Origin of the sequence: Rhodococcus sp. IEGM 1370 (assembly GCF_033142325.1) — a bacterium.
In the GTDB taxonomy this organism is placed as follows: Bacteria; Actinomycetota; Actinomycetes; order Mycobacteriales; family Mycobacteriaceae; genus Rhodococcoides.
In genome coordinates this window covers 106,903-130,357 of sequence record NZ_JAWLRY010000005.1, presented here as the reverse complement: position 1 = coordinate 130,357, position 23,455 = coordinate 106,903, and the positions used below count along the sequence as shown (strand labels likewise).

The following is a 23,455-nucleotide window of genomic DNA, read 5'->3' as shown; positions in this document are numbered from 1 at the left end:
CCGATCAGAAGGCGGGCCAGGGTATGGGTCTGCTCGAGCGCGGCTCCGGCATGACCGGCCGCGCGATCAGCGCCTGCGCCCGATCGAGAACCGCGACCGTTTCGGTCAGGGTGATCTTGTCGACCAATCGTGGTGCGATGACCGCGTCGAACGTCTCGACGAACCGCACGACGTCGGTCATCAACGCGTCGTCCACCGCCTGGCCTGCCCACCCCCACAGCACAGTGCGCAGCTTGTTCTCGGCGTGCAGGCAGATACCGTGATCGACTCCGTACACGTAGCCGTCCAGACCTTCGAGGGCGTGCCCGCCCTTGCGATCGGCGTTGTTGAGGATCACGTCGAGGACCGCCATCCGCTGCAGTCGCGGATCGTCGGCGTGGATCAGCGCGATTTCCTCGCCCTCGCCGTCGTACGCCTGCAGTACCGGAATCCATCCCGCCGGTACGAGATCGGGACGGCAGATATCGACGAGGTCGACGCGTCCCTCGGCGTGATCGTCGGGCGTGTCGATCCACTTCTGCACCATGCCGGGACCGAACGGCCCGTCGCGCAGAACCGTCGGCGGGATGACTCCCCAACCCAGGGCCTCGGAGATTTCGTAGGACGCCACTTCGCGGCCCGCGAGAGTGCCGTCCGGAAAATCCCACAGCGGAACCTCCCCGCGAACGGGTTTGTACACGCACCGCACGGCCGAGTCGCCCTCGCCCGCCTCGCACACCAGCGTGGCGTTGCTGGCCGACACCACTCGACCGACGATCGTCAGGTCGCCGGTCTCCATGGTTTCGCGGCCCTCGAACGGCGGCAGTTCGACGGTCAAGACTCGTCGACCTCGGTCACCGGTCCGAACGTCGCACCGCGGCGGTAGCCGTTGGTTCTGATGCAGACGTGTCCCTCGGGGGCCAAAGGCTGTCCGCACAGCGGGCACGGCGCACGGCCGGCCGCGATGACGCGCTCGGACCGCACCGCGAACTCGCGGGCCTGCACCGGAGTGAGGAACACCCGGACGGCATCCGGGCCCTCGTCGGTGTCGTCGAGAACGACCGATTCGTCCACCTCGACTTCGCTGACGGCGAGAAGTTCCACCACGACGGCGTTGGCGTCGGCATCCCAGCCGAGTCCCATCGTTCCGACGCGGAACTCGGTGTCGATCGGGGTCAGCAACGGACTGGTGTCGACCGAATCGGCCTCCTCGGCGGGAACGTCCGCTCCGAACCGGCGGTGCACTTCTTCGAGTAGCAGCCCCATCCTGTCTGCGAGTACCTGGACCTGCTGCTTCTCCAGCGCAACGGACACCACGCGGGCGTCGTGCACCGCCTGGAGGAAGAACGTTCGGTCGCCCGGTTCCCCAACGGTCCCGGCAACGAAACGATCAGGGGTGCGAAAAACGTGTATGGCGCGCGGCATTGCACCTCCTAACGACTCGAACAGCTCCGCGAAGTGATTCTCGGAACTTTCATTATCGGCCACGGATCGACCGTGGACGGTATTGCTTGCCCTCCAGCCTGCCACCGATAGGGGTGTCAGCGCCGAAAGGGCGCTCTAGCTGCCTGCCCCACCACCGACGACCGCGTCGGAAGAGTCCGCATCGACCGATTCCGGCGTGGCGGGCTCCTCGGCCTTCGGCACGAACGCACTCAGATCGGACCCGGTGTCGTTGGTCCGTAGTACGAACGGCCGCGTCGAGGTGTAGCGGACGACGCTGATCGAGGCCGGGTCGGCGACTATCCGCTGGAAGGAATCGAGGTGGGCCCCCATGGCGTCCGAGAGCACCGACTTGATGACGTCACCGTGCGAGCACGCCACCCACAGCACGTCGCGGCCGTGCTGCGCGGCCAACCGGGCGTCATGTTCGCGCACGGCTTGCACCGCGCGTTGCTGCACCGTCGCCAAGCCCTCGCCCTCCGGGAACACCGCAGCCGACGGGTGCTGCTGCACCACCTTCCACAGCGGTTCGGCCAGCAACTCCTTGATCGTCCGGCCGGTCCACTGTCCGTAATCGACCTCGACCAACCGATCCTCGACCACCGGCGAGAGCCCGAGCTTGGCGGCCAACGGCTCCACTGTCTGCTCGCACCGCAGCAGCGGCGAGCGCACGATCTCGGCCACGGGAAGCTCGCCGAGACGATCCGCCACCGCCTGCGCCTGCTCACGCCCCCGATCATCGAGCTCGACTCCCGCGCTTCGACCCGCGAGCGTGCCTGCGGTGTTCGAAGTCGAGCGGCCGTGCCGAAGCAAGATGACTGTCATTGCATCGAGCCTAATGAGGGTGAACCTACGTTGCCGACACGACCCCGCCGGCCAGCAGCCCGAGCACGACGACACCCAGCACGATGCGGTATCCGACGAACCAGTACAGCGAGTGGTTCGCGACGAACTTCAACAACCAGGCGATCGAGGCGTAGCCGAGACCGAAGGCGACGATCGTGGCGACCAGCAGCTGCGGGCCCGACGCGGCCAGCCCCGTGCCGACCGGCTCGAAGGCGTCCGGCAGCGAGAAGAGACCGGAGGCGGTGACCGCCGGGATGGCGAGCAGGAACGAGAAACGCACAGCCGCTTCTCGTTCGAGTCCGAGAAACAGGCCTGCGCTGGTCGTCGCCCCGGAACGGGACACTCCGGGGATCAACGCGAGGCACTGCGCCAGACCCATGACGATGCCGTCGCGGGTGGTCAGCTTCTCGATGGGACGTTCCTTGCGGCCGACCTTCTCCGCGATCGCGATGACGACGGCGAACGCGATCAACATGAACGCGATGAGGTAGAGGTTCCGGGCACCGGTTCGGATCTGATCCTTGAACAGCAGGCCGAGAACGCCGATGGGGATGGTGGCGATGATCACGTACCACCCCATTCGGTAGTCGAGTCCGCGTTCGTTCTTGTGCTTCAGTCCGACGAACCAGGCCTTGACGATTCTGACGATGTCGCGCCAGAAGAACAGCAGCACAGCGGCTTCGGTGCCGAGCTGGGTCACCGCGGTGAAGGACGCGCCCGCGTCCTCGTTCCAGAACACGCTGGACACGATGCGCAGGTGCCCGGACGAGGAGATCGGCAGGAATTCGGTGAGGCCCTGCACTGCGCCGAGGATGATCGCCTGCAGCCACGTCATGTCGATCATGCGGGGCCACCCTCCGAGACGAGCGTCGATGGACTGTCCACTGTCGATGCGCGGCCGCCGGCCTGCCCCCTGAATTCGCGATTCACGGGCACGACCGTACCCGGCGCGGCACGTACGCACCGAGCGGCGCGGCGCACTACTGTGCACTGGCGGCAGTGCAGTTCGACACCGACGATCACACGTAAAAGGACATTCGGCACATATGAAGCAGAGATCGGTCGGCACCAGCGGACTTCGAGTCTCGAGACTCGGCCTCGGCACCCTCGGATGGGGTAGCGGAACCGACGGTGACGACGCCGCAGCACAGTTGTCGGCGTTCGCCGAGGCCGGCGGCACGCTCGTCGACACGTCTCCGGCGTACGGCGACGGACGGGCACAACGAGTACTCGCCGAGTTGCTCGACGACGTCGTCCCGCGGCACGAATTGGTGATCAGCAGCGCAGCGGGCCTCAGCTCACGCTACGGCCGCTATCACGTGGATTGCTCGCGGCGCGGACTGCTCGGCCAACTCGACGCCACGCTGCGCGAACTGGGAACCGACTACCTGGACCTGTGGCAGGTCGCGACCTGGGACCCGATGACTCCGGTCGACGAGGTCGCCGCAACGCTCGACTACGCCGTGACCAGCGGACGGGTTCGCTATACCGGAGCCCGCGGATACCTCGGTTGGCAACTGGCGACGGCAGCGGGCGCAGCCGGTACCGGGCGCATCGTGGCCACTCAGGCCGAGTACTCACTGCTCGCGCGCGGAATCGAGGACGAACTGGTTCCCGCCGCGCACCACCACGGCATCGGCATCCTCGCGGCGGTACCCCTGGCAGGCGGCGTCCTGACGGGCAAGTACCGCAGCGGAGTACCCGCGGACTCCCGCGGGGCCGACGAGCTGCACGCCGAGGCCGTGCACGCGTACCTGACCGATTCCGCCGTGGGCGTCGTCGACGCGGCCGTCACCGCTGCCGACGGTTTGGCCACCTCTCCCCTGGTGGTCGCACTCGCGTGGGCGCGGGACCGACCGGGAGTGAGCAGTGCGATCGTGGGAGCGCGGGACCTCGCGCAGTTGATGGGCGCACTGATGGCCGAGGAACTCGAGCTGCCGCCAGCGATCGCGTCGGCCCTGGACGACGTCAGCGCCTGATCACGCACCAACATCGGACAGGCTAACCTTCCGTGGTGACCGTCAACCGTCTCGCCGCCGTGCTCCTCGTCGCCGGAGTCCTGGTCGCCTGCTCGGCGAACACCCCCGGCACCGCATCCTCGGACTCCATCGGCCCCCGCACTGCCGTCGTCGACGATCCGAATCCGGAACCCGTCGTCGACGATCCGGCGGAGGTACTACCCGTGACCGTGACCGGATTCGACGGCGTCCCCGTCACGGTGACGGACAACAGCCGCATCGTCGCTGCGGACCAGTACGGCACGCTGGCCGAGACCGTCTTCGCGCTCGGACTCGGCGACAACCTCGTCGGTCGTGACACCTCGGCTGCATTTCCCGCGGCCGAGAACGTGCCCGACGTCACCCCGACCGGCCATTCGCTGAGCGCCGAGGGAATTCTGGCGCTGTCGCCGACCGTCGTACTGACCGATACCAGCATCGGTCCACGTGCCGTGCAGGATCAGATCCGAGCCGCGGGCATTCCGCTCGTGTACTTCGATCCCACGCGCACTCTGGCCGGCGTCGCCCCTCAGATCGAGGCCGTCGCAGCTGCCCTGGGTGTGCCCGACGCCGGTGCCGCACTCGCCGAACGAACGCACACCGAGATCTCGGCAGCGGAGAACGCCGCACCCGAGTCCTCGGAACCGCCGAAGATCGCGTTCCTGTACATGCGCGGTCCGGCGATCAAGATGCTCGCCGGACCCGGCTCGGGAGCGGATGCACTGATCGAGGCTCTCGGTGCAAGGGACGCCGGTGTCGAATCGGGTCTGACCGAACAATTCGTGCCGGTCACCAGCGAGGCGTTGATCGCCGCGGCACCCGACGTCATTCTGATGATGACCAAGGGCCTGGAATCGATCGGCGGAATCGAGGGGCTCGAGCAGATCCCCGGAATCGCGCAGACCCCGGCAGGCCGAGAGCGCCGGGTGGTGGACATGGACGACGGCACCATCCTGAGTTTCGGCCCGAACACGGGAAAGGTGTTGGGCGCACTGTCGAAGGCCGTGTACGACCCGGCGTCATGACCGACCGCGCACTCGCCGAAACGCGCACGGGCCGAGGGCGGGTCCTTGCAACATTCGGAGCCCTGGTCGCGGCACTGGTGTGTCTGGCCCTGATCTCGGCCGTCGTGGGGCAGGTGCCGACGACACCGCTGGAAGTGTTGGGCAGCCTCGCGCATCGGGTGGGACTCGACATCGGCCCAATGCCCGCACACCCCAGCGGCGAGGTGACGTTGTGGCAGGTCCGATTCCCGCGCCTGACTCTGGCAATCGTCGTCGGCGCGTGTCTGGGGTGCGCGGGTGCGCTGCTCCAGGGGGTGTTCGCCAATCCGTTGGCCGAGCCGGGTGTCGTCGGGGTCTCCTCGGGCGCTGCCGTCGGTGCCAGCTCGGTCATCGTGCTCGGCGGCAGCTTCGCCGGAGTCTGGAGTGTGGCGTTCGCAGCATTCGTCGGCGGGCTCGTCACCACGATCGCCGTGTATTTCCTGGCCCGCAACGCAGGACGCACCGAGGTGGTGACGCTCATCCTCACCGGCGTTGCAGTCAATGCATTCGCCGGCGGTGCCATCGCGTTCTTCACGTTCGTCGCCAGTCCCGCAGCCCGCGATCAGATCGTGTTCTGGCAACTGGGGTCACTCGCGGGCGCGACCTGGCAGTCGGTGGCCGTCGTCGGCCCGCTCGCACTGCTCGGAATCGGAGCATCCCTGGCGATCGCGCGCCGACTCGACCTGCTTGCGCTCGGAGAGAACGTCGCACGCCATCTGGGAGTGAACGTCGAACGCCTCAGACAGTTCGCCATCGTCGTCGTCGCCCTGCTCGTCGCGTCCGGCGTCGCCTTCACCGGAATCATTCTGTTCGTGGGGCTGGTGGTTCCGCACGCCATGCGGATGGTGCTCGGTCCCGCCCATCGACTCCTGATCCCGGCCAGCGCCCTCGCCGGCTCCGTCGTGCTGCTCGCTGCCGATCTCGTCACCCGCACCCTCGTCGCGAACGTCGACCTGCCGCTCGGCATGGTGACCTCACTGGCGGGTGCCCCGTTCTTCTTCTGGCTGCTCCGCCGTACCCGTGCTCGCCAGGGCGGCTGGGCGTGACGAAGCGAATCGGAACGGCACGCAACGACATCCCGGTCATCCCGAAACCGGGTTCGAAGACCCTCGTCGCCCGCGGAGTCTCCGCACGGCGCGGGAACGCGACGGTGTTGTCCGACGTCCACCTCGAGGTGGTCGCCGGCGAGATACTGGCGCTGGTGGGCCCCAACGGCGCGGGCAAATCGACGCTGCTGTCGGTCATGGCGGGAGACACCGAGCCCAGCGCCGGGTCGGTTCTACTGGACGAGAAACCGCTGAACCGCCTCCGCACGGTCGACGTGGCCAGGCGGCGAGCGGTGCTTCCTCAACAACACAGCGTCGGGTTCGCGTTCACGGCCGGACAGATCGTTCGAATGGGTCGAGCCCCCTGGGTCGCTACGTCGGCGGCGCGCAACGACGACGACCGCGTCGCCGCAGCCATGTCCGCATGCGACGTAGCGGACTTCTCTCATCGACCGTTCGCGTCGCTCTCCGGTGGCGAGCAGGCCAGAGTTGCGCTGGCGCGCGTCATAGCCCAGGACACCGCGACGATCATGCTGGACGAGCCCACTGCCGCACTCGACCTGGGACATCAGGAGTCGGTCATGGCCGTGGTGCGCTCACTCGCTGCCGCCGGCCGCGCCGTAGTCGTCGTGCTGCACGATCTCGGCCTCGCGGCGGCCTACGCCGACCGCGTCGCGATCCTGGACTCGGGTGAGCTGGTCGCAACCGGTCCGCCGCGGGAGGTGCTCACCGCCGAGCGACTGGCCCGGGTCTACCGACATCCCGTCGACGTGTTCGACCATCCCGTGACGGGCGAACAACTGGTGGTTCCGCACCGTGTCAGAAACCCTCCAGCACGGAATTGACCCGGTTGAAGAAGGCTCGAACTGCGGTGGTGTCTCGCTGTGACGCATCGGACAGCTGCTGCGCATGGGCGACCGCGTCACGCACCACACCGACGATGCTGCGCTCGTCCGTCAGATCGACCTCGGTGACCGAATGCTCGGCAACCGCTTCGACCTCGGACCGATCCGGTACCGGAGATTGCACATCTTTGCGGTATATCTCCACGTACAGGGTGCTTCGATGCACACGAAACGCGAACGCCCGACCGTCGTCGGTGCGTCCGAAGCCGTTCGGGTGCGTTCCCGCGTTCACTTCCTCGACGACGAAGTGTGTTTCCTCGGTTCCCACGTCCACTCCCATGTCGTGTACTCACCTCGCCCGATCACGCTACCGCCTGTTCGGGCGGGACCGAACGACAACCGATCCGGCGCGGTCGATTTCGCCGAGGTCGCTGCACGCTGGTACAGATGTGGCAACGCCTCCACAGGCAGCGTCTTCTCGAGGAAGTAGGTTCGGCCTCATGCGAACACCGTCGGCTCGGTCCGTTCGAGCGGCAGTCGCGTCCGCGCTCGCCGTCGTCACAGTCCTGTCGGTCGGCGGGTGTTCCAGCGACGACGAGAACGCCGACGACATCTCCGTCGACCCCCGACCGCCGGCCGAGTCCCCCGAAGCCACTGTCACCCCCGCCGGAACCGTCAGCGCGTTCGCGCCCGTGGACGCCCTCACGTTCGACCCCGTCACCCGCACCCTCGTGGCGCTGACCGACGCATCGACAACCGTGACCCTGGCCCGCGACGGTGCCGCAGCGCAGACCCAGGTGGTCGATCTGGGCGCCACGGGAGCAGCACTCGTCGCCGGACGGGACTCGACAGTGTTGGTGCCCATGGACGGTTCCGTCGCAAGGATCTCCGTGGTGGACGGACAGCGGACTGCCCTGCCTGTCGACGGCGACGCGCTGTCCGCAGCAGACCTACCCGACGGCACGACAGCTGTCGGAGACGACACCGGAGCGGTCCGCGTGCTCGACACGAACGGTGACGTCACCACCACGGTCTCCGGCGGCAGCGTGACCTCTGCCGATGCTCTGGCCAGTACACCGAACGGGGTCTCGGTTCTCGATCGTCGCCAGACGTCGGTGACCGACCTGAATCTGGACGACGGCACCCTCGGAGTGGCCTTGCGCGCAGGCGAAGGTGCCGCGGAGATGACCAGCGACGAGTTCGGCCGCTTGCTGGTCACCGATTCGACGGGGACCGAGTTGCTCGTCTTCACCTCGCACGATCTGCTGATGCGGCAACGCTTTCCGGTCGGGTCGCAGCCGTGGGCGATCGCCTACGATGAGCAGTCCGGTGTCGTGTGGGTGACGCTTCCCGCTTCCAACGAGGTGGTCGGGTACACACTCGATACCGGAATTCCGGTCGAGGCCGGGCGGTTGGCCACTGTGCGGCAGCCGAATTCGGTTGCTGTCGACGCCGACACCGGCGACCTGTACGTGGGATCGGCCACCGGCGACGGACTGCAGCGCATTCCCGCTGCCGGTCGTTGAACCGTATAGACGGAGGAGGCATATGAACGCGCATGACAGTTCGGTACCCGGTCGCGCGAAGATGCCCGTCGGATGGGAAGTGTCTGCGTCCGACGATTGGGAGTACGTGCCGTTGCGGCTGCCGCCGGACGTGACCCGGGTGACGGCCTCGATGCGGCTGGCGATTCAGGCGGAGTTCGGCGGCTGGGAACTGTCGCGGGTTCGGCTGTACACCGATGGCAGCAGGCGTGTGTTGCTCAAACGCAAGAAGACCGCGCATCACATCCCCGAGCCCGGAATCTGAGCCCGTCGCAGTACTGTTCGACCGCACGATCGTTGACACCACCGCATGAGTTCGACCGAGCCAGATCGACCGGAGAGAAGACCGTGGGAGACCGCCTGTACCGAGTTCTGTTGCGCCTGATGTTCCTCGTGCCACCGGAGAGGATCCATCACCTGGCGTTTCGGGTGCTCCGCGTCGTCGCCGTCGTGCCGCCGCTCCGCTACCTGGCCGAGAAGGCGTTCGTGGTCGACGATCCACGACTGCGCTCGACGGTGTTCGGCGTCGACTTCCCGGCTCCGCTCGGCCTCGCGGCCGGCTTCGACAAGAATGCCGACGGAATCGACGCGTGGGGGCCGATCGGATTCGGTTTCGCCGAGATCGGCACCGTGACAGCGCAGAGCCAGCCGGGCAATCCGACGCCGCGCCTGTTCCGATTGCCTCAGGACCGCGCCATCGTCAACCGCATGGGCTTCAACAACCACGGTGCCGAGCACGCCGCCCAGCGTGTCCGCGCCAGGCGCACGGGTATCCCGATCGGTGCCAACATCGGCAAGACCAAGATCGTGGAGCCGGTGGATGCCGCCGCGGACTACACGGCCAGCGCCCGGCTTCTGGGCCCGTTGGCGGACTTCGTGGTCGTCAACGTCAGCTCCCCCAACACCCCTGGGCTACGTGACCTTCAGGCCGTCGAATCGCTGCGGCCGATCCTCGAGGCGGTTCAGTCCGTGGTGACGGTGCCGGTATTGGTCAAGATCGCCCCGGACCTGTCCGACGAGGACATCGACGCCGTGGCCGATCTGGCCGTCGAACTCGGTCTCGACGGAATCGTGGCCACCAACACGACGATCTCCCGCGCCGGGCTGCGCACCGACGCCGACGTGGTCGCCACAGCAGGAGCAGGTGGCCTGTCCGGTGCTCCGCTGGCAGACCGCTCGCTCGAGGTGCTGCGACGTCTCTACCGCCGAGTGGGCACCCGGCTGACGCTGATTTCCGTCGGCGGAATCGAGACCGAGGCGCAGGCGTGGGAACGCATCACCGCGGGCGCGTCACTGGTGCAGGGTTACACCGGGTTCATCTACGGTGGCCCGCTGTGGATCAAGAACATTCACCGGGGACTGGCCACTCGGCTCGAGGAACACGGCTTCGCCACGATCACCGATGCGGTGGGCTCGGCGAACAAGCCCTGAACCGTCGGGTGTCGGAACCGGTGTTCCGACACCCGACGTTCGAGCTCAGGCCTCGTAGATGCCGGTGAGGACCGCACGACCGATGGCGTGCGAGAACAGATTGAAGCCGAGGTACGCCGGGGTGGCCGTCTCGTCCACTTCGAGCCGTTCGACGTCCACCGCGTGAACCACGATGAAGTAGCGGTGCGGGCCGTGGCCTGCGGGTGGAGCAGCACCGATGTAGCGGAACAGGCCGGCGTCGTTCTTCAGCGTCACCGCGGTGCTCGGTACCCCGGTCCCGCCGTCGTCGCCCGCGCCCGAGACAAGCGATGTCGTCTCGACGGGGATGTTCGCCACTGCCCAGTGCCAGAAGCCGGATGCCGTCGGCGCGTCGGGGTCGTAGACGGTGACGGCGAAGCTCTTGGTGCCCTCGGGGAATCCGGACCAGGACAGCTGCGGAGAGTTGTCGTGCCCACCGGCTCCCATGATTCCACTGACCTGCTGAGCGGCCAATGTCTGGCCGTCCTCGACGTCCTCGGACGTCAACTCGAAGGATGGTAGGTCCGGAAGCGAGTCGTATGGGTTGTACGCCACGATGGTTCCTTTCGTATCAGCTGTGCAACAAGAAGTGTTCGAGTACCTGTGTACCGAACTCCAACGATTCCACGGGTACTCGTTCGTCGATGCCGTGAAACAACGCCGCGAAATCCAGTTCCGGTGGCAACTTCAGCGGAGCGAAGCCGAAGCAGCGAATTCCGATGCGCGCGAACGCTTTTGCGTCGGTTCCGCCGGACAGCATGTAGGGAACGGTTCGACCGTTCGGGTCGTGTGCCAGGACTGCGTCGTTCATCGCGTCGACGAGATCGCCGTCGAACGTGGTCTCGTACGGTTCGAGTTTCGTGATCCATTCGCGTTCGACGTTCGGGCCGATCAACTCGTCGACCTCCTTCTCGAAGGCCGCCTGCCGCCCCGGCAGCACTCGGCAGTCCACCACTGCCGTCGCCGTCTGCGGAATCACGTTCGCCTTGTAGCCGGCCGAGAGCATCGTCGGGTTCGCGGTGTCGCGAAGGGTCGCTCCGACGATGCGGGCGATGCTGCCGAGTTTGAGCAGGGTGCCGTCGATGTCCGGTGACGTCGGGTCGAAATCGAGACCCGATTCCTCCGAGACAGCCTGCAGAAATTGCGAGACCGATTCGGTGAGCACCAGCGGAAACGTGTGATTGCCCAGTTTGGCCACTGCCTCGGCGAGGTACGTCACGGCGTTGTCGTCGTGCAGGAAGGATCCGTGTCCGGCGCGGGCCTTGGCCGTCAGCCGCATCCACGCCAGGCTCTTCTCCGCCGTCTCGACCATGTAGAGCCGCTTCTCGGTGCCGTCCGGACGAGCGACGGTGAGCGAGAACCCGCCGACCTCGCCGACCGCCTCGGTGACGCCCTCGAACAGATCGGGTCGGTTGTCGACCAACCAGTGCGATCCGTACTTACCGCCCGCCTCCTCGTCCGCCAGGAACGCGAACAGGATGTCGCGGGGTGGGACGGTTCCGTTGGACTTGAACTGGCGGGCCAGCGCGAGAGCCATGCCGACCATGTCCTTCATGTCCACCGCGCCTCGGCCCCACACGTAACCGTCCTCGACGGCCCCGGAGAACGGATGCACGCTCCAGTCGGCGGGTTCGGCCGGTACGACATCCAGGTGTCCGTGGACCAGCAGCGCGCCGCGAGAGGAGTCCGCTCCGCGCAGCCACGCGAACACGTTGCCTCGACCTGGGGCACCGGACTCGACGTACTCCGTCTCGTAGCCCACCTCTTCGAGCTTGCTCGCCACCCACTCGGCGCATTCCTTCTCGCCGACGGTCGTGTCGAGCTCCCCCGTGTTCGAGGTATCGAACCGGATGAGGGAACTGACGAGATCCACGACTTCGTCGAGGGCAACGGTGGCGTCGATATCGGTTGTGTTTCCGGGATTGCTCACATCGTTGGGCACACGTCGTTCCTACCACCAGAATCCGCTCCGGGCACCATGAGAAACGGCCTCGAGCATGAACTGACGTGGGGATTTGGGTTATCGGGAACCCGTCGGATAATCTTACGCAGCACACAGCGGCCGGCTGTGAAAGCAACAAAAGAATATGCGGCAGAGGTCGCACTTGTCCGAGTGGCGGAATGGCAGACGCGCTAGCTTGAGGTGCTAGTGTCCTATTAACGGACGTGGGGGTTCAAGTCCCCCCTCGGACACCGTCTGAAAGATGTAGTCAGACAAAGATTTTCACAGATCTGAGTTGAGACAGACGAAACTGACCCTGATTCTTCGGAATCGGGGTCTTTTTCGTTCTGCACTCGCTTTCGTTCGGCTCGAAGGGGCCGATGCTAGGAGACCGACGATGGACGCGATCGACCCGACCGATCTCGAGACGTGCCTGCGCGTGCTGAAGCAGGCCGCAGAGCTGGACAAGAACCATCCGGATTCGATCGCTGTGCAGCGCGCATCCGGTGCCATGTTCAAAGATCTCAAGCGTGCTCGACGCGTCGCGGCGCGCAACGCCGTCAACGCGGCCGACCGTGCCGTCGTCGCCGCCACCGCAACCGGATCCCCGGACCGAATCGACGACGAGACCGCAGGACTGTCCCTGACCTCCCGCGCCGAGGGAGACATCGCAGGCACGTTGATCAAGGCTCGTCCCTGCTACATCTGCAAGCAGCGCTACACCCACGTCGACTCGTTCTATCACCAGCTGTGCCCGGAGTGCGCGACGCTCAATCGAGGCAAGCGCAACGCGCGAACCGATCTGTCCGGCCGGCGGGCGTTGCTGACCGGTGGTCGGGCGAAGATCGGGATGTACATCGCACTTCGACTGCTGCGCGACGGTGCACACACCACGATCACCACTCGCTTTCCCAACGACGCCGTGCGTCGCTTCGCCGCGATGGACGACAGTGACCAGTGGCTGCACCGTCTGCGCGTCGTCGGCATCGATCTTCGCGATCCGGCTCAGGTTGTGGCGCTTGCCGATTCGGTCGCGGCCGAGGGACCTCTGGACATCCTGATCAACAACGCCGCACAGACCGTCAAACGCTCCCCCGGTTCCTACAGCGCACTGGCCGATGCGGAGGCCGAACCACTGCCCGCAGCCCTGACCGAGGGCGCAGGACCGGAGCGGATCACGTTCGGCAAGACCAGTGATGCGCACCCCGCGTCACTGGCGAGCTCGTTGCCCGCCACCGCGATCGGCGGCCGATCGACTGCTGCCCTGAGCGCGGACGACGTGGCCTCGCTCGCCATGGTCGCCGGCTCGGTCACGGCCGAGAGGATCGAGAGCGGACTCGCCATCGATGCCGGCGGCCTGGTACCCGATCTCGCCGAGACCAACAGCTGGATCCACACCGTCGAGCAGGTCGACCCGGTGGAACTGCTCGAGGTGCAGCTCTGCAACTCCGTCGCACCGTTCATCCTGGTCTCGCGGCTACGCACCGCGATGGAGGCCTCGGACGCGCGGCGCAAGTACGTGGTGAACGTCTCGGCCATGGAAGGCCAGTTCGGCCGCGCGTACAAGGGGCCGGGCCACCCCCACACCAACATGGCCAAGGCCGCGCTGAACATGCTGACGCGCACCAGCGCGAAGGAGATGCTCGAGAGCGGAATCCTGATGACGGCCGTCGACACCGGCTGGATCACCGACGAACGGCCACACCCCACCAAGATGCGGCTCGCCGACGAAGGTTTCCACGCTCCACTCGACCTGGTCGACGGTGCCGCCCGGGTGTACGACCCGATCGTGCAGGGCGAACTCGGAGTCGATCTGTACGGCTCGTTCCTCAAGGACTACCAGCCGTCACCCTGGTGATTTTCGCGTGCGTGCCCGTCGGCGAACGTGGGCTGCGATACTCGTAAGCCGAAGTCGTTGCGCGCGAGCGAACGGCCCTTCTTCACGCACCGATAGGCGGGCACCATGGGCGAGGACGTCGAGCGCCGTAAGTTCACCAGGCAGGACCGGCACGAGTTTCGCCAGAAGGTACAGGACTGTCTCGATGCCCTGGCGATCATGTTGGCCGACGAGACCTTCCACGTCGGTGAACCGCAGATCGGCATGGAGATCGAGCTCAATCTCGTCGACGACGACATGGAGCCGTCGATGGCCAACGCGGCGGTGCTCGACGCCATCGCCGATCCCGACTATCAAACCGAGCTCGGCCAGTTCAACATCGAGATCAACGTCGACCCTCGGCCACTGCGCGGTGCCTCGATCGCCGAGTTGGAGACGGACCTGCGCAGATCGCTGAATGCAGCGGACGAACGCGCCCGCACCTCGGGTAGTCGTCTCGCCATGATCGGCATGCTCCCGACTCTGGACGAGGAGCACTTCGAGCATCGGTGGCTCTCGGCGAATCCGCGCTACGACCTCCTCAATCAACAGATCTTCGCCGCGCGCGGCGAGGACATCGAATTGAAGATCGGCGGAGTTCGGCTGCCCGGTGCCGCTACCGCCGAGGACCTCGACATCGTGACCGACACGATCCTCCCCGAGGCGGCCTGCACCTCGGTTCAGCTGCACCTGCAGGTGGCCCCGGACGAGTTCGCGTCGTATTGGAATGCCGCGCAAGCTCTTTCGGGCGTACAGGTGGCACTCGCCGCCAACTCGCCGTTCTTCGCCGGTCGCGCACTGTGGCACGAGACCCGTATTCCGCTGTTCGAGCAGGCCACCGACACCAGGCCACAGGAGCTCAAGAATCAGGGAGTCCGACCGCGGGTGTGGTTCGGCGAACGGTGGATCACGTCGATCTTCGATCTGTTCGAGGAGAATTCGCGCTACTTCCCTGCGTTGCTGCCCGTCTGCAGCGAGGAGGATCCCAAGGCTGCGCTGGCCGAGGGCAAGACACCGTCGCTGTCCGAACTGCGCATGCACAACGGAACCGTCTACCGGTGGAATCGGCCGATCTACGACCGGTCCGGCGACGGCCACCACATCCGGCTCGAGAATCGCGTTCTGCCGGCCGGACCGTCGGTGGTCGACACTCTCGCGGACGCGGCGTTCTACTACGGAACCGTCCGCGCGCTGGCCGATGCAGACCGCCCACTGTGGTCGCAGATGTCGTTCGACGCCGCCGAGGAGAACGTGCACTCCGCCGCCCGCGGCGGGTTCGATTCGATGCTCTACTGGCCCGAGGTGGGCTGGGTGAGTCCACAGGAACTGGTGTTGCGGCGGCTGCTGCCACTGGCCGACGCCGGGTTGGCCGCCTACGGTGTGGACGCGACGGTCCGCGACCGCTATCTCGGGGTGATCGAAGCGCGGTGCCTGGCCAAGCAGTCCGGCTCGGTGTGGCAGCGCAACGCCGTCGTCGCCCGTGAACGCGCCGGTGAGAAGCGCGATCGCGCGCTCGCAGGAATGCTCGGTGATTACGTCACGCTCATGAATGCCGGAGAACCCGTGCATACCTGGACGAACTGACGGCGCGTCGACTCGCCGGGGTGACCCGCGTTAGTGTCGCTGGTATGAATTCGCCTGCATCCGACTCGACCATCGGCCCCGATCGCACTCACGACATCGTCGTCTACGGCGTCACCGGCTTCGTCGGGAAATTGACGGCGAAGTACCTCGCCGAGCATGCACCGGCAGACACCCGGATCGCCCTCGCAGGGCGCTCGACGGCGCGGGTGGAGGCCGCCAGGAAGGAACTGGGCTCCAGGGCTCAGCAGTGGTCCGTTCTCGAGGCCGACGCCACCGACCTCGCATCGCTCGAGGCCATGGCCCGATCGACCCGAGTCGTCATCACCACGGTCGGTCCCTACGCCAAGTACGGCTTGGAATTGGCAACGGCGTGCGCCGAGGCCGGGACGGATTACGTCGACCTCACCGGCGAGGTCCTGTTCGCTCGCGAGAGCATCGATGCCAACCACGAGATCGCTCAGCGCACCGGGGCCCGGATCGTTCACTCGTGCGGCTTCGATTCCATCCCGTCCGACATCGGCGTACACGCGCTGTACGAGGCCGTCACCGCAGACAACGCCGGTGAGCTGACCGACACGACCCTGGTGGTGACGTCGATGTCCGGTGGGGTCAGCGGCGGCACCATCGACTCGCTGCGCGGGCAGATCGAGGCGATGAAGAAGGACAAGCGGGCCCGACGCATCGCCGCGCGGCCGTACTCACTCAGTCCCGATCGCGGCCTCGAGCCGCAACTCGGTCGCCAACTCGACACCGTGCTGATCGACGGCAAGAAGATCGACCCGAGCCTGCGTGGCTGGAAAGCTCCCTTCGTGATGGCCTCGTACAACACACGAGTCGTTCGGCGCACCAATGCACTTCGCGACTGGGCCTACGGCAAGCAGTTTCGCTACAGCGAGGTGATGAGCGTTGGCTCGTCGTTCGCCAGCCCTGTCCTCGCCGGTGCTCTGTCTGCCGGGCTGTTCGTCGGCGTGTCTGCGATGACTGTGCTTCCGGCCAAGGTGCTCGACCGCATTCTGCCCAAGCCGGGCACCGGCCCCAGTGAAAAGGCCCGTGAGAAGGGACATTTCACGGTCGACCTGTACACCCTCACCACGTCGGGGGCTCGCTACCGGGCTCGGGTCAAGGCCTCGGGAGACCCCGGCTACAAGGCCACCGCGGTCATGCTGGCGGAGTCGGCACTCGCACTCGTGTACGGCGGCGACGCCTTGCCGAAGGCCGCAGGAGTTCTCACTCCCGCCACTGCGATCGGCGACGTTCTCGTCGATCGTCTCAATGCTGCCGGAATGGAGATCTGGGCCAAGCGGAACTGATCGACGGCGAACTACGACCGCGCGGAGGCCGAGGACAGCTCGGAGTAGAGCTCCTCGGCTTCCTCGGTCGAGTCGACCTGTGGCGGTGAACCTTCCAACGGTTGGGTGGCCGACTCGCGCAGAAATCCGACGGCGACGAGGCCGAGAACACCGCTCACGACGAGGTAGTACGCAGGGATCATCGGGCTACCCGTTGCGCTGACCAACGCAGAGGTGACCAGTGGCGTCGTACCACCGAAGATCGACACCGACAGATTGAACCCGATCGACAGCGCCGCATAGCGAATCCGGGTGGGAAACAGGGCCGGTAGCGTCGACGCGCTCGGCGCCGCGAAACAGGCCAGAACGAGGCCCAACAGCAAGCATGCGATCAGCGGCCCCAGCCATCCGCTGCTGCGCAGCAACAAGAAGCAGGGTACGGCGAGAACGATCTGCCCGACGGCACCGAAGACGAACACCGGTTTGCGGCCGATTCGGTCGGTGAGCCTGCCAACACCCACGATGACGCTCACCACGACGACCATCGCCGACAGGACGAGCAAGTCCGCACTGAGCTGACTGCGGCCGACGACTTCGGTGAAGTACGTGGGTAGGTACGACGTCACCATGTAGTTGGTCACGTTGTACAGCAACACGATTCCCATGCAGATCAACAGAGCCCGCCAATGGTCGGTGAAGATCTTTCCGATCGACCTCCGACCGCTCTCCTGCGCCTTGACCTTGCTGTCGTGTTCGTCGAGTTGTTTGCGGAACGCAGGGGTGTCTTCCAGCTTGAGCCGCAGGTACAGCCCGATCAGACCCATCGGTCCTGCGACGAAGAACGGTATGCGCCAGCCCCATTCGACCATCGTGGCGTCACCCAACACCGCGTTGAGGATCGTCACCAGGCCCGAGCCCATGGCATAACCGACGAAAGTGCCGAAGTCGAGCCAATACCGAGAAAACCACGACGCTTGTCCGGGGAGTACTCGGCGATGAACGTCGTGGCACCGCCGTACTCGCCGCCGGTGGAAAAGCCTTGGACCAGGCGCGCGACGAGTAGAAGAATCGGTGCCCAGATCCCGATGGTCGCGTAACTGGGGATGAGTCCGACGGCCAGCGTGCCGATCGCCATCATGATCATCGTCGCGGCGAGTACCTTCTGCCGCCCGATTCGGTCCCCCAGTGGTCCGAAGAACAGGCCTCCGAGTGGACGGACGACGAACGCTGCCGCGAACGTGGCGAATGTCGAGATGAGCTGCACTGCGGGCGTGGCGTCGGGGTAGAACACCTTGCCCAATGTCGCGGCCAGGTAGCCGTACACACCGAAGTCGAACCACTCCATCGTGTTGCCGAGAGCAGCTGCCGACACCGCACGCTTGAGCATCGGCTGATCGACGACGGTGATGCTCTCCTGCGAGAGCGCCGGCTTCCTGCGCATTCGGTTCGTGAACGCGTCGCGTCGAAGAAGCTGGACGTGTCGATGTCCCCACCGCGTGTGCTGCGGGGTTGTCTCAGGCTCTCGGGCTACGGTCATTCCAGCAACGTTAGCCAGACAAACGATGTGATTTCAAACGACCGAACTCGGTCTACCGATGTTCCTCCAGGTGAACGGCAGGACGTCGAATGTGCCACACCACGTTGACAATTGGAGCAATTCGGCCAATCCGGACAGAGACCGTCGCGGGGCAACGACACCGATCGACGCACAGCTGGCAGGATGGACCCGTGCCGAACCACAACTACGGACTCACGGTGAACTGGACGGGCAACCGCGGCGTCGGTACCACCGGTGCCGCCGCCTACGACCGCGATCACATCGTCTCGGCACCCGGCAAGCCCGACCTCCACGCGAGCTCCGATCCGAGCTTTCGCGGCAACCCCGAACGCTGGAATCCCGAGGAGATGCTCGTCGCCTCGCTGTCCAGTTGCCACATGCTGTGGTACCTCGGGCTGGCAGCGGCATCGGGAGTGGTCGTCACCGACTACACCGACTCCCCCACCGGAGTGATGACCGAGCTATCCGACGGTTCGGGTCAGTTCGTCGAGGTCACCCTTGCTCCGGTCGTGACCGTCGTGGACCCGTCGATGGTGCCGCGCGCCGAGAAACTGCACGCATCGGCGTCGTCGAAGTGCTTCATCGCGCGATCGGTCAACTTCCCGGTGCGGCACACCCCGACGACGGAGGTGGCGTCGTGACCGTCCCCTTGATCGTCGACGTGGACACCGGAATCGACGATTCTCTCGCGTTGCTCTACTTGCTCGCCAGTGAGGATGCCGAGATCCTTGGCATCGCATCCACCGCGGGCAATGTGCCGGTGAACCAGGTTGCCGCGAACAATCTCGCCTGGCTCGACCTGTGCCGGGCCGGCGATGTCGAGGTCTCGCTCGGCGCACAGGTACCCCTCGTGGCACCGCTGATGACCACCGAGGACACCCACGGCCCGCAGGGCATCGGGTACGCGGAGCTTCCGGTGTCGACGCGGCCGCTGTCCGACCGGGACGCCACCACGATGTGGATCGAGCTGGTTCGTTCGCGGCCGGGCGAGATCACCGGATTGGTCACCGGTCCGCTGACCAATCTCGCGCTGGCGATCCGTCGGGATCCCGAGCTACCTCGACTGCTGAAGCGCCTGGTGTTGATGGGCGGCGCATTTCAGCACCAGGGCAACACGACGCCGACCAGCGAGTGGAACATCGCCGTCGACCCCGAGGCCGCCGCAGAAGTGTTCGCGGCCTTCTCCGGACTACCGCCGGAACGCCATCCCATCGTCTGCGCGCTCGACATCACCGAGACCGTCGAAATGACCCCCGAACACATCCGGCGTCTTGCCGAACGCGCCGGAAGCGTTCCGGCCGAATCGATCTCGTCGAGCGATGCTCCGGGTGTCCGATCGATCGCGTCGAACCCGATCGTGCGGCACTTCTCCGACGCGGTGCGGTTCTACCTGGAATTCCATCGCGATCACGATCAAGGCTTCCTGGCGCACATGCACGATCCGTTTGCGGCCGCTGTCGCGCTGGACGCGGACATCGCCACCTACCGGCACGCGACCGTCGACGTCGAACTCGTCGGAACCCTCACACGGGGAACGACAGTGGCCGACTGGCGCGGGATGTGGGGTCGAGAACCGAATGCCGCGATCGCGACTCGTACGGACCCGGAGGCATTCTTCGACCGCTTGATCGAACGGGTCGGAGCGCTCGCCGCCCGGCTCTACCCCGCGGTATCGGCGGGCGGAGGAGATTCAGGAATCGAAGGCGTCGAGTAGTTCCTGCGCGGCCAACGCGGCGGTCAGCGAACCGTCTCGCACCCGGGCCTCGACGTCGCGGCGTATCGCCTTGACGGAGGGATTCTGCGCCAGCCTTCGTAGCAGTTGGTCGTTGACCATCGTCCACGTCCAATCGACCTGCTGCTTGCGACGCTTCTCGGCGAATTCGCCTGCGTCACTGAGTACTTGCTGATGACGCAGCACGGTGTCCCAGTACTCGTCGAGTCCGGTGCCCTCGATGGCACTCATCGTCAACACCGGGGGCTTCCAGATCGCGTCGTGCGGATAGATCAGCCGCAGCGCGCCCGCCAGTTCCCGCGCCGCGTTCTTCGCGTCGGTCGCGTGCTTGCCGTCGGCCTTGTTGACGGCCACCAGATCGGCGAGTTCGAGAACGCCCTTCTTGATGCCCTGCAACTGATCTCCGGTGCGCGCGAGCGTCAGGAACGTGAAGCAGTCGACCATGTTCGCGACCGTCACCTCGGACTGCCCGACGCCCACCGTCTCCACCAGAATGACGTCGAAACCTGCCGCTTCGAGGAGCACGATCGTCTCTCGCGTCGCACGTGCGACCCCGCCCAGGGTTCCCGACGTCGGAGACGGCCGAATGTATGCGTTCTCCTGCACGGCGAGACGCGACATCCGGGTCTTGTCACCCAGGATGGAACCACCGGTCCGCGTCGACGACGGATCGACGGCCAGCACCGCGACTCGGTGCCCCTTCTCGATCAACCGCATTCCGAGCGCGTCGATGAAGGTCGATTTGCCGACCCCCGGCACGCCGGTGATGCCGACTCGATGGGAGCCACCGGCATCGGGCAGAACCCGCAGCAGCAACTGCTGAGCCAGGTCTCGATGATCCGATCGGGTCGACTCGACCAAGGTGATAGCACGCGCCAAACCGGATCGCTCGTTCGCTCGGACAGCGTCGGCCACCGCATCGATGTCGATGGTTCGGCCTCTCGGCGACGCTGCACCGGTCGAGGAACTCGTGTTGTCGTTCGGAGAACCCATGCTCAGGCGTTGGCCTCGCGTGGTGCGTGCCCGAGCGCAACGGACAGCTTCTCCACCAGGCCGATCGCTGCGTCGGCGATGACGGTGCCCGGAGGGAAGATCGCCGCGGCGCCCGCGGCGTACAGCTCGTCGAAATCGCCGGGCGGGATGACGCCACCGACGACGATCATGATGTCCTCGCGCCCGACGTCGGCCAAGGCCTGCCGCAGGGCGGGCACCAGCGTCAGGTGGCCTGCCGCCAGTGACGACACTCCGACGACGTGAACGTCGTTGTCGGCGGCCTGGCGGGCCACTTCCTCGGGGGTCTGAAACAGCGGGCCGACGTCCACGTCGAAGCCGATGTCCGCGAACGCCGTGGCGATCACCTTCTGACCGCGGTCGTGTCCGTCCTGACCCATCTTGCACACCAGGACGCGAGGCCGACGGCCCTCGTCCTCGGCGAACTGCTCGACCAGCGTCGTGGCGCGGGTGATGTTCTCGGATTTGCCTGCCTCGTCGCGGTACACACCACTGATTGTCCGGATTTCGGCCTGGTGGCGCCCGTAGACCTTCTCGAGCGCGTCGGAGATCTCGCCGACGGTGGCCATCTTGCGTGCCGCGTCGATGGCGAGGGCCAGCAGATTGTTCTCCATACCCGGCTGATCCGACGCCGCAGCTCTGGTCAGGTTCGCCAGAGCGGCTTCGACCTCGGCGGTGTCCCGCTCGGCCCGCAGCCGCTCGAGCTTCTCGATCTGCTCACGTCGAACCTTGGAGTTCTCGACCTTGAGCACCTCGATGGTGTCGGGCTCGTCGGGCACGTACTTGTTGACGCCCACCAGGGGCTGACGGCCGGAGTCGATACGCGCCTGGGTGCGGGCCGCCGCCTCCTCGATGCGTAGCTTGGGAATGCCCTCGCCGATGGCCTGAGCCATGCCGCCCGCTTCCTCGACCTCGGCGATGTGTGCCCGGGCCCGATTCGCGAGCTGATGAGTGAGCCACTCGACGTAGTGCGAGCCGCCCCACGGATCGATCGGGCGAACGGTGTTGGACTCCTGAGCGATGAGCAGCTGGGTGTTGCGGGCGATCCGCGCCGAGAAGTCCGTCGGCAGGGCGAGAGCCTCGTCGAGGGCGTTGGTGTGCAGCGATTGGGTGTGTCCCTGGGTTGCGGCCATCGCCTCCACGCAGGTGCGGGCGACGTTGTTGAACACGTCCTGTGCCGTCAACGACCAACCCGACGTCTGCGAATGAGTGCGCAGCGAGCGGGATTTGGCGCTCTTGGGCTCGAACTGCTGGACGAGTTCGGCCCACAGCAGACGCCCGGCCCGAAGCTTGGCGACCTCCATGAAGAAGTTCATTCCGATGGCCCAGAAGAACGACAGTCGCGGCGCGAACGTATCGATGTCCATGCCCGCATCCAGACCGGCCCGGATGTACTCGACGCCGTCCGCGAGGGTGTACGCGAGTTCGAGATCGGCAGTGGCTCCGGCTTCTTGGATGTGGTAGCCGGAGATGGAGATCGAGTTGTACTTGGGCATCTTCTCGCTGGTGTACGCGAAGATGTCCGAGATGATGCGCATCGACGGCTTGGGCGGATAGATGTAGGTGTTGCGCACCATGAACTCTTTGAGAATGTCGTTCTGGATGGTGCCGGCGAGCTTCTCCGGCCCGACGCCCTGCTCCTCGGCGGCCGCGACGTACAGCGCCAGGATCGGCAGCACCGCACCGTTCATGGTCATCGAGACCGAGACGCTGCCCAGGTCGATGCCGTCGAACAGCTGACGCATGTCGTAGATGGAATCGATGGCGACACCGGCCATTCCGACGTCACCCTGCACTCGCGGGTGATCGGAGTCGTAGCCGCGGTGGGTGGCCAGGTCGAACGCAACCGACAGACCCTTCTGGCCGGCCGCGAGGTTCCGACGGTAGAACGCGTTGGACTCAGCCGCGGTGGAGAAGCCAGCGTACTGACGAATCGTCCACGGCTGGTTGACGTACATCGTGGGATACGGCCCGCGAAGGAACGGCGGGGCACCCGGGTAACTGTGCAGCGGGTAGCCCTCGGCCTCGGCGGCGGCGCGATCGGCCTCGGTGAACACCGGCTTGACGTCGATGCCCTCGGGGGTGGACCACACCACCTGTTCGGGCGTGTAGAAGTTGGCCTTCGCGCCCTTCTCCACGTGAGCGGCGACGTCCTCGGCCGACGGCGGCGGCGGAGTCGGCTCGTCGGGATCGACCAGTGGCACCTCGGCGAAACTGCCGATGGTGTGCGAGATTCTGCGCTCGTCGGTATTCACTTCAGGCTCGCTCATC

General features: G+C 66.0%; 21 protein-coding genes, 1 tRNA gene and 1 pseudogene. 13 read left to right on the top strand and 10 right to left on the bottom strand.

The annotated features are described in order from the left end of the window. Positions 1-4: 4 nt before the first annotated feature. From R4P47_RS10285 to R4P47_RS10270, 4 genes are all read right to left on the bottom strand, one after another. Positions 5-778, bottom strand: a complete 774-nt coding sequence (locus tag R4P47_RS10285; protein WP_269594231.1) for an SCO1664 family protein — start codon at positions 776-778, stop codon at positions 5-7. 35 nt (positions 779-813) lie between these two features. Next, positions 814-1,404, bottom strand: a complete 591-nt coding sequence (locus tag R4P47_RS10280) for a DUF3090 domain-containing protein (RefSeq protein WP_068050796.1) — start codon at positions 1,402-1,404, stop codon at positions 814-816. Positions 1,405-1,539: 135 nt separating this feature from the next. After that, complete coding sequence (locus R4P47_RS10275) at positions 1,540-2,247, bottom strand: histidine phosphatase family protein (RefSeq protein WP_149405798.1); 708 nt, start codon at positions 2,245-2,247, stop codon at positions 1,540-1,542. Between the two features lie 25 nt (positions 2,248-2,272). Then, the gene (locus R4P47_RS10270; protein WP_094669321.1) at positions 2,273-3,103 is read right to left on the bottom strand and encodes an undecaprenyl-diphosphate phosphatase; all 831 of its coding nucleotides are present in this window, start codon (positions 3,101-3,103) and stop codon (positions 2,273-2,275) included. Between the two features lie 211 nt (positions 3,104-3,314). Here R4P47_RS10270 and R4P47_RS10265 point away from each other — a divergent pair, with 211 nt between their 5' ends. From R4P47_RS10265 to R4P47_RS10250, 4 genes are read left to right on the top strand one after another with little or no spacing between them, the layout of a single operon-like run. Next, positions 3,315-4,247 (top strand): aldo/keto reductase, encoded by a 933-nt coding sequence (locus R4P47_RS10265; RefSeq protein WP_094641830.1) that lies wholly within the window; start codon positions 3,315-3,317, stop codon positions 4,245-4,247. 35 nt (positions 4,248-4,282) lie between these two features. Further along, positions 4,283-5,290, top strand: a complete 1,008-nt coding sequence (locus tag R4P47_RS10260) for a hemin ABC transporter substrate-binding protein (protein WP_317784706.1) — start codon at positions 4,283-4,285, stop codon at positions 5,288-5,290. Beyond that, positions 5,287-6,354 carry an iron ABC transporter permease gene (locus R4P47_RS10255; RefSeq protein ID WP_317784705.1) on the top strand — a complete coding sequence of 356 codons (1,068 nt, stop codon included), beginning with the start codon at positions 5,287-5,289 and terminating at the stop codon, positions 6,352-6,354. The genes R4P47_RS10260 and R4P47_RS10255 overlap by 4 nt, the downstream gene beginning before the upstream one ends. Beyond that, complete coding sequence (locus tag R4P47_RS10250; RefSeq protein WP_411567321.1) at positions 6,345-7,199, top strand: heme ABC transporter ATP-binding protein; 855 nt, start codon at positions 6,345-6,347, stop codon at positions 7,197-7,199. Before R4P47_RS10255 ends, R4P47_RS10250 begins: the two co-directional genes overlap by 10 nt. Here the strand turns inward: R4P47_RS10250 and R4P47_RS10245 are convergent. Then, positions 7,174-7,539, bottom strand: coding sequence for a hypothetical protein (locus tag R4P47_RS10245; RefSeq protein ID WP_300521895.1), 366 nt, complete (start codon positions 7,537-7,539; stop codon positions 7,174-7,176). The genes R4P47_RS10250 and R4P47_RS10245 overlap by 26 nt on opposite strands. 160 nt (positions 7,540-7,699) lie before the next feature. Between R4P47_RS10245 and R4P47_RS10240 the strand changes: the two genes are divergently transcribed. From R4P47_RS10240 to R4P47_RS10230, 3 genes are all read left to right on the top strand, one after another. After that, positions 7,700-8,725: a YncE family protein gene (locus tag R4P47_RS10240; protein ID WP_269594125.1), complete on the top strand. Its 1,026-nt coding sequence runs from the start codon at positions 7,700-7,702 to the stop codon at positions 8,723-8,725. A 22-nt stretch (positions 8,726-8,747) separates the two neighbouring features. Further along, positions 8,748-9,008 carry a DUF5703 family protein gene (locus R4P47_RS10235; RefSeq protein WP_149405803.1) on the top strand — a complete coding sequence of 87 codons (261 nt, stop codon included), beginning with the start codon at positions 8,748-8,750 and terminating at the stop codon, positions 9,006-9,008. Positions 9,009-9,103: 95 nt separating this feature from the next. Continuing rightward, complete coding sequence (locus tag R4P47_RS10230) at positions 9,104-10,174, top strand: quinone-dependent dihydroorotate dehydrogenase (RefSeq protein ID WP_317784743.1); 1,071 nt, start codon at positions 9,104-9,106, stop codon at positions 10,172-10,174. A 45-nt stretch (positions 10,175-10,219) separates the two neighbouring features. Here the strand turns inward: R4P47_RS10230 and R4P47_RS10225 are convergent, their stop codons facing one another. Next, the gene (locus R4P47_RS10225; RefSeq protein WP_068050809.1) at positions 10,220-10,747 is read right to left on the bottom strand and encodes a YbhB/YbcL family Raf kinase inhibitor-like protein; all 528 of its coding nucleotides are present in this window, start codon (positions 10,745-10,747) and stop codon (positions 10,220-10,222) included. Positions 10,748-10,763: 16 nt separating this feature from the next. Further along, positions 10,764-12,095 carry a M20/M25/M40 family metallo-hydrolase gene (locus R4P47_RS10220; protein WP_082898618.1) on the bottom strand — a complete coding sequence of 444 codons (1,332 nt, stop codon included), beginning with the start codon at positions 12,093-12,095 and terminating at the stop codon, positions 10,764-10,766. Positions 12,096-12,299: 204 nt separating this feature from the next. Between R4P47_RS10220 and R4P47_RS10215 the strand changes: the two genes are divergently transcribed. From R4P47_RS10215 to R4P47_RS10200, 4 genes are all read left to right on the top strand, one after another. Beyond that, positions 12,300-12,385, top strand: a tRNA-Leu gene (locus tag R4P47_RS10215). Between the two features lie 146 nt (positions 12,386-12,531). Next, positions 12,532-13,992, top strand: coding sequence for an SDR family NAD(P)-dependent oxidoreductase (locus R4P47_RS10210; RefSeq protein WP_149405804.1), 1,461 nt, complete (start codon positions 12,532-12,534; stop codon positions 13,990-13,992). A 105-nt stretch (positions 13,993-14,097) separates the two neighbouring features. Continuing rightward, complete coding sequence (locus R4P47_RS10205; protein ID WP_317784703.1) at positions 14,098-15,594, top strand: glutamate-cysteine ligase family protein; 1,497 nt, start codon at positions 14,098-14,100, stop codon at positions 15,592-15,594. 44 nt (positions 15,595-15,638) lie between these two features. Next, positions 15,639-16,904 (top strand): saccharopine dehydrogenase family protein, encoded by a 1,266-nt coding sequence (locus tag R4P47_RS10200; protein WP_283346920.1) that lies wholly within the window; start codon positions 15,639-15,641, stop codon positions 16,902-16,904. An 11-nt stretch (positions 16,905-16,915) separates the two neighbouring features. On the opposite strand, the pseudogene proP reads toward R4P47_RS10200, so the two are convergent. Next, positions 16,916-18,420 (bottom strand): annotated as a pseudogene (gene proP, locus R4P47_RS10195) (glycine betaine/L-proline transporter ProP). A 191-nt stretch (positions 18,421-18,611) separates the two neighbouring features. Between proP and R4P47_RS10190 the strand changes: the two are divergent. Both R4P47_RS10190 and R4P47_RS10185 read left to right on the top strand, forming a co-directional pair. Continuing rightward, positions 18,612-19,082 carry an OsmC family protein gene (locus R4P47_RS10190; RefSeq protein ID WP_317784702.1) on the top strand — a complete coding sequence of 157 codons (471 nt, stop codon included), beginning with the start codon at positions 18,612-18,614 and terminating at the stop codon, positions 19,080-19,082. Beyond that, positions 19,079-20,155: a nucleoside hydrolase gene (locus R4P47_RS10185; RefSeq protein ID WP_317784701.1), complete on the top strand. Its 1,077-nt coding sequence runs from the start codon at positions 19,079-19,081 to the stop codon at positions 20,153-20,155. The genes R4P47_RS10190 and R4P47_RS10185 overlap by 4 nt, the downstream gene beginning before the upstream one ends. Here R4P47_RS10185 and meaB read toward each other — a convergent pair. Continuing rightward, complete coding sequence (meaB, locus tag R4P47_RS10180; RefSeq protein ID WP_317784700.1) at positions 20,132-21,166, bottom strand: methylmalonyl Co-A mutase-associated GTPase MeaB; 1,035 nt, start codon at positions 21,164-21,166, stop codon at positions 20,132-20,134. The genes R4P47_RS10185 and meaB overlap by 24 nt on opposite strands. Positions 21,167-21,168: 2 nt before the next feature. Beyond that, on the bottom strand, positions 21,169-23,454 hold the full coding sequence (scpA, locus tag R4P47_RS10175; RefSeq protein ID WP_317784699.1) for a methylmalonyl-CoA mutase: 2,286 nt from the start codon (positions 23,452-23,454) through the stop codon (positions 21,169-21,171). Position 23,455 lies beyond the last annotated feature (1 nt).

What these genes read in the sequence shown, in the direction of transcription:
- R4P47_RS10285 (WP_269594231.1), bottom strand. Translation starts at nt 778, where the DNA reads ATGGAGACCGGCGACCTGACGATCGTCGGTCGAGTGGTGTCGGCCAGC.
- scpA (WP_317784699.1), bottom strand. Translation starts at nt 23,454, where the DNA reads ATGAGCGAGCCTGAAGTGAATACCGACGAGCGCAGAATCTCGCACACC.
- R4P47_RS10255 (WP_317784705.1), top strand. Translation starts at nt 5,287, where the DNA reads ATGACCGACCGCGCACTCGCCGAAACGCGCACGGGCCGAGGGCGGGTC.
- R4P47_RS10275 (WP_149405798.1), bottom strand. Translation starts at nt 2,247, where the DNA reads ATGACAGTCATCTTGCTTCGGCACGGCCGCTCGACTTCGAACACCGCA.
- R4P47_RS10235 (WP_149405803.1), top strand. Translation starts at nt 8,748, where the DNA reads ATGAACGCGCATGACAGTTCGGTACCCGGTCGCGCGAAGATGCCCGTC.
- R4P47_RS10265 (WP_094641830.1), top strand. Translation starts at nt 3,315, where the DNA reads ATGAAGCAGAGATCGGTCGGCACCAGCGGACTTCGAGTCTCGAGACTC.
- R4P47_RS10205 (WP_317784703.1), top strand. Translation starts at nt 14,098, where the DNA reads ATGGGCGAGGACGTCGAGCGCCGTAAGTTCACCAGGCAGGACCGGCAC.
- meaB (WP_317784700.1), bottom strand. Translation starts at nt 21,166, where the DNA reads ATGGGTTCTCCGAACGACAACACGAGTTCCTCGACCGGTGCAGCGTCG.
- R4P47_RS10270 (WP_094669321.1), bottom strand. Translation starts at nt 3,103, where the DNA reads ATGACGTGGCTGCAGGCGATCATCCTCGGCGCAGTGCAGGGCCTCACC.
- R4P47_RS10240 (WP_269594125.1), top strand. Translation starts at nt 7,700, where the DNA reads ATGCGAACACCGTCGGCTCGGTCCGTTCGAGCGGCAGTCGCGTCCGCG.
- R4P47_RS10200 (WP_283346920.1), top strand. Translation starts at nt 15,639, where the DNA reads ATGAATTCGCCTGCATCCGACTCGACCATCGGCCCCGATCGCACTCAC.
- R4P47_RS10210 (WP_149405804.1), top strand. Translation starts at nt 12,532, where the DNA reads ATGGACGCGATCGACCCGACCGATCTCGAGACGTGCCTGCGCGTGCTG.
- R4P47_RS10280 (WP_068050796.1), bottom strand. Translation starts at nt 1,404, where the DNA reads ATGCCGCGCGCCATACACGTTTTTCGCACCCCTGATCGTTTCGTTGCC.
- R4P47_RS10245 (WP_300521895.1), bottom strand. Translation starts at nt 7,539, where the DNA reads ATGGGAGTGGACGTGGGAACCGAGGAAACACACTTCGTCGTCGAGGAA.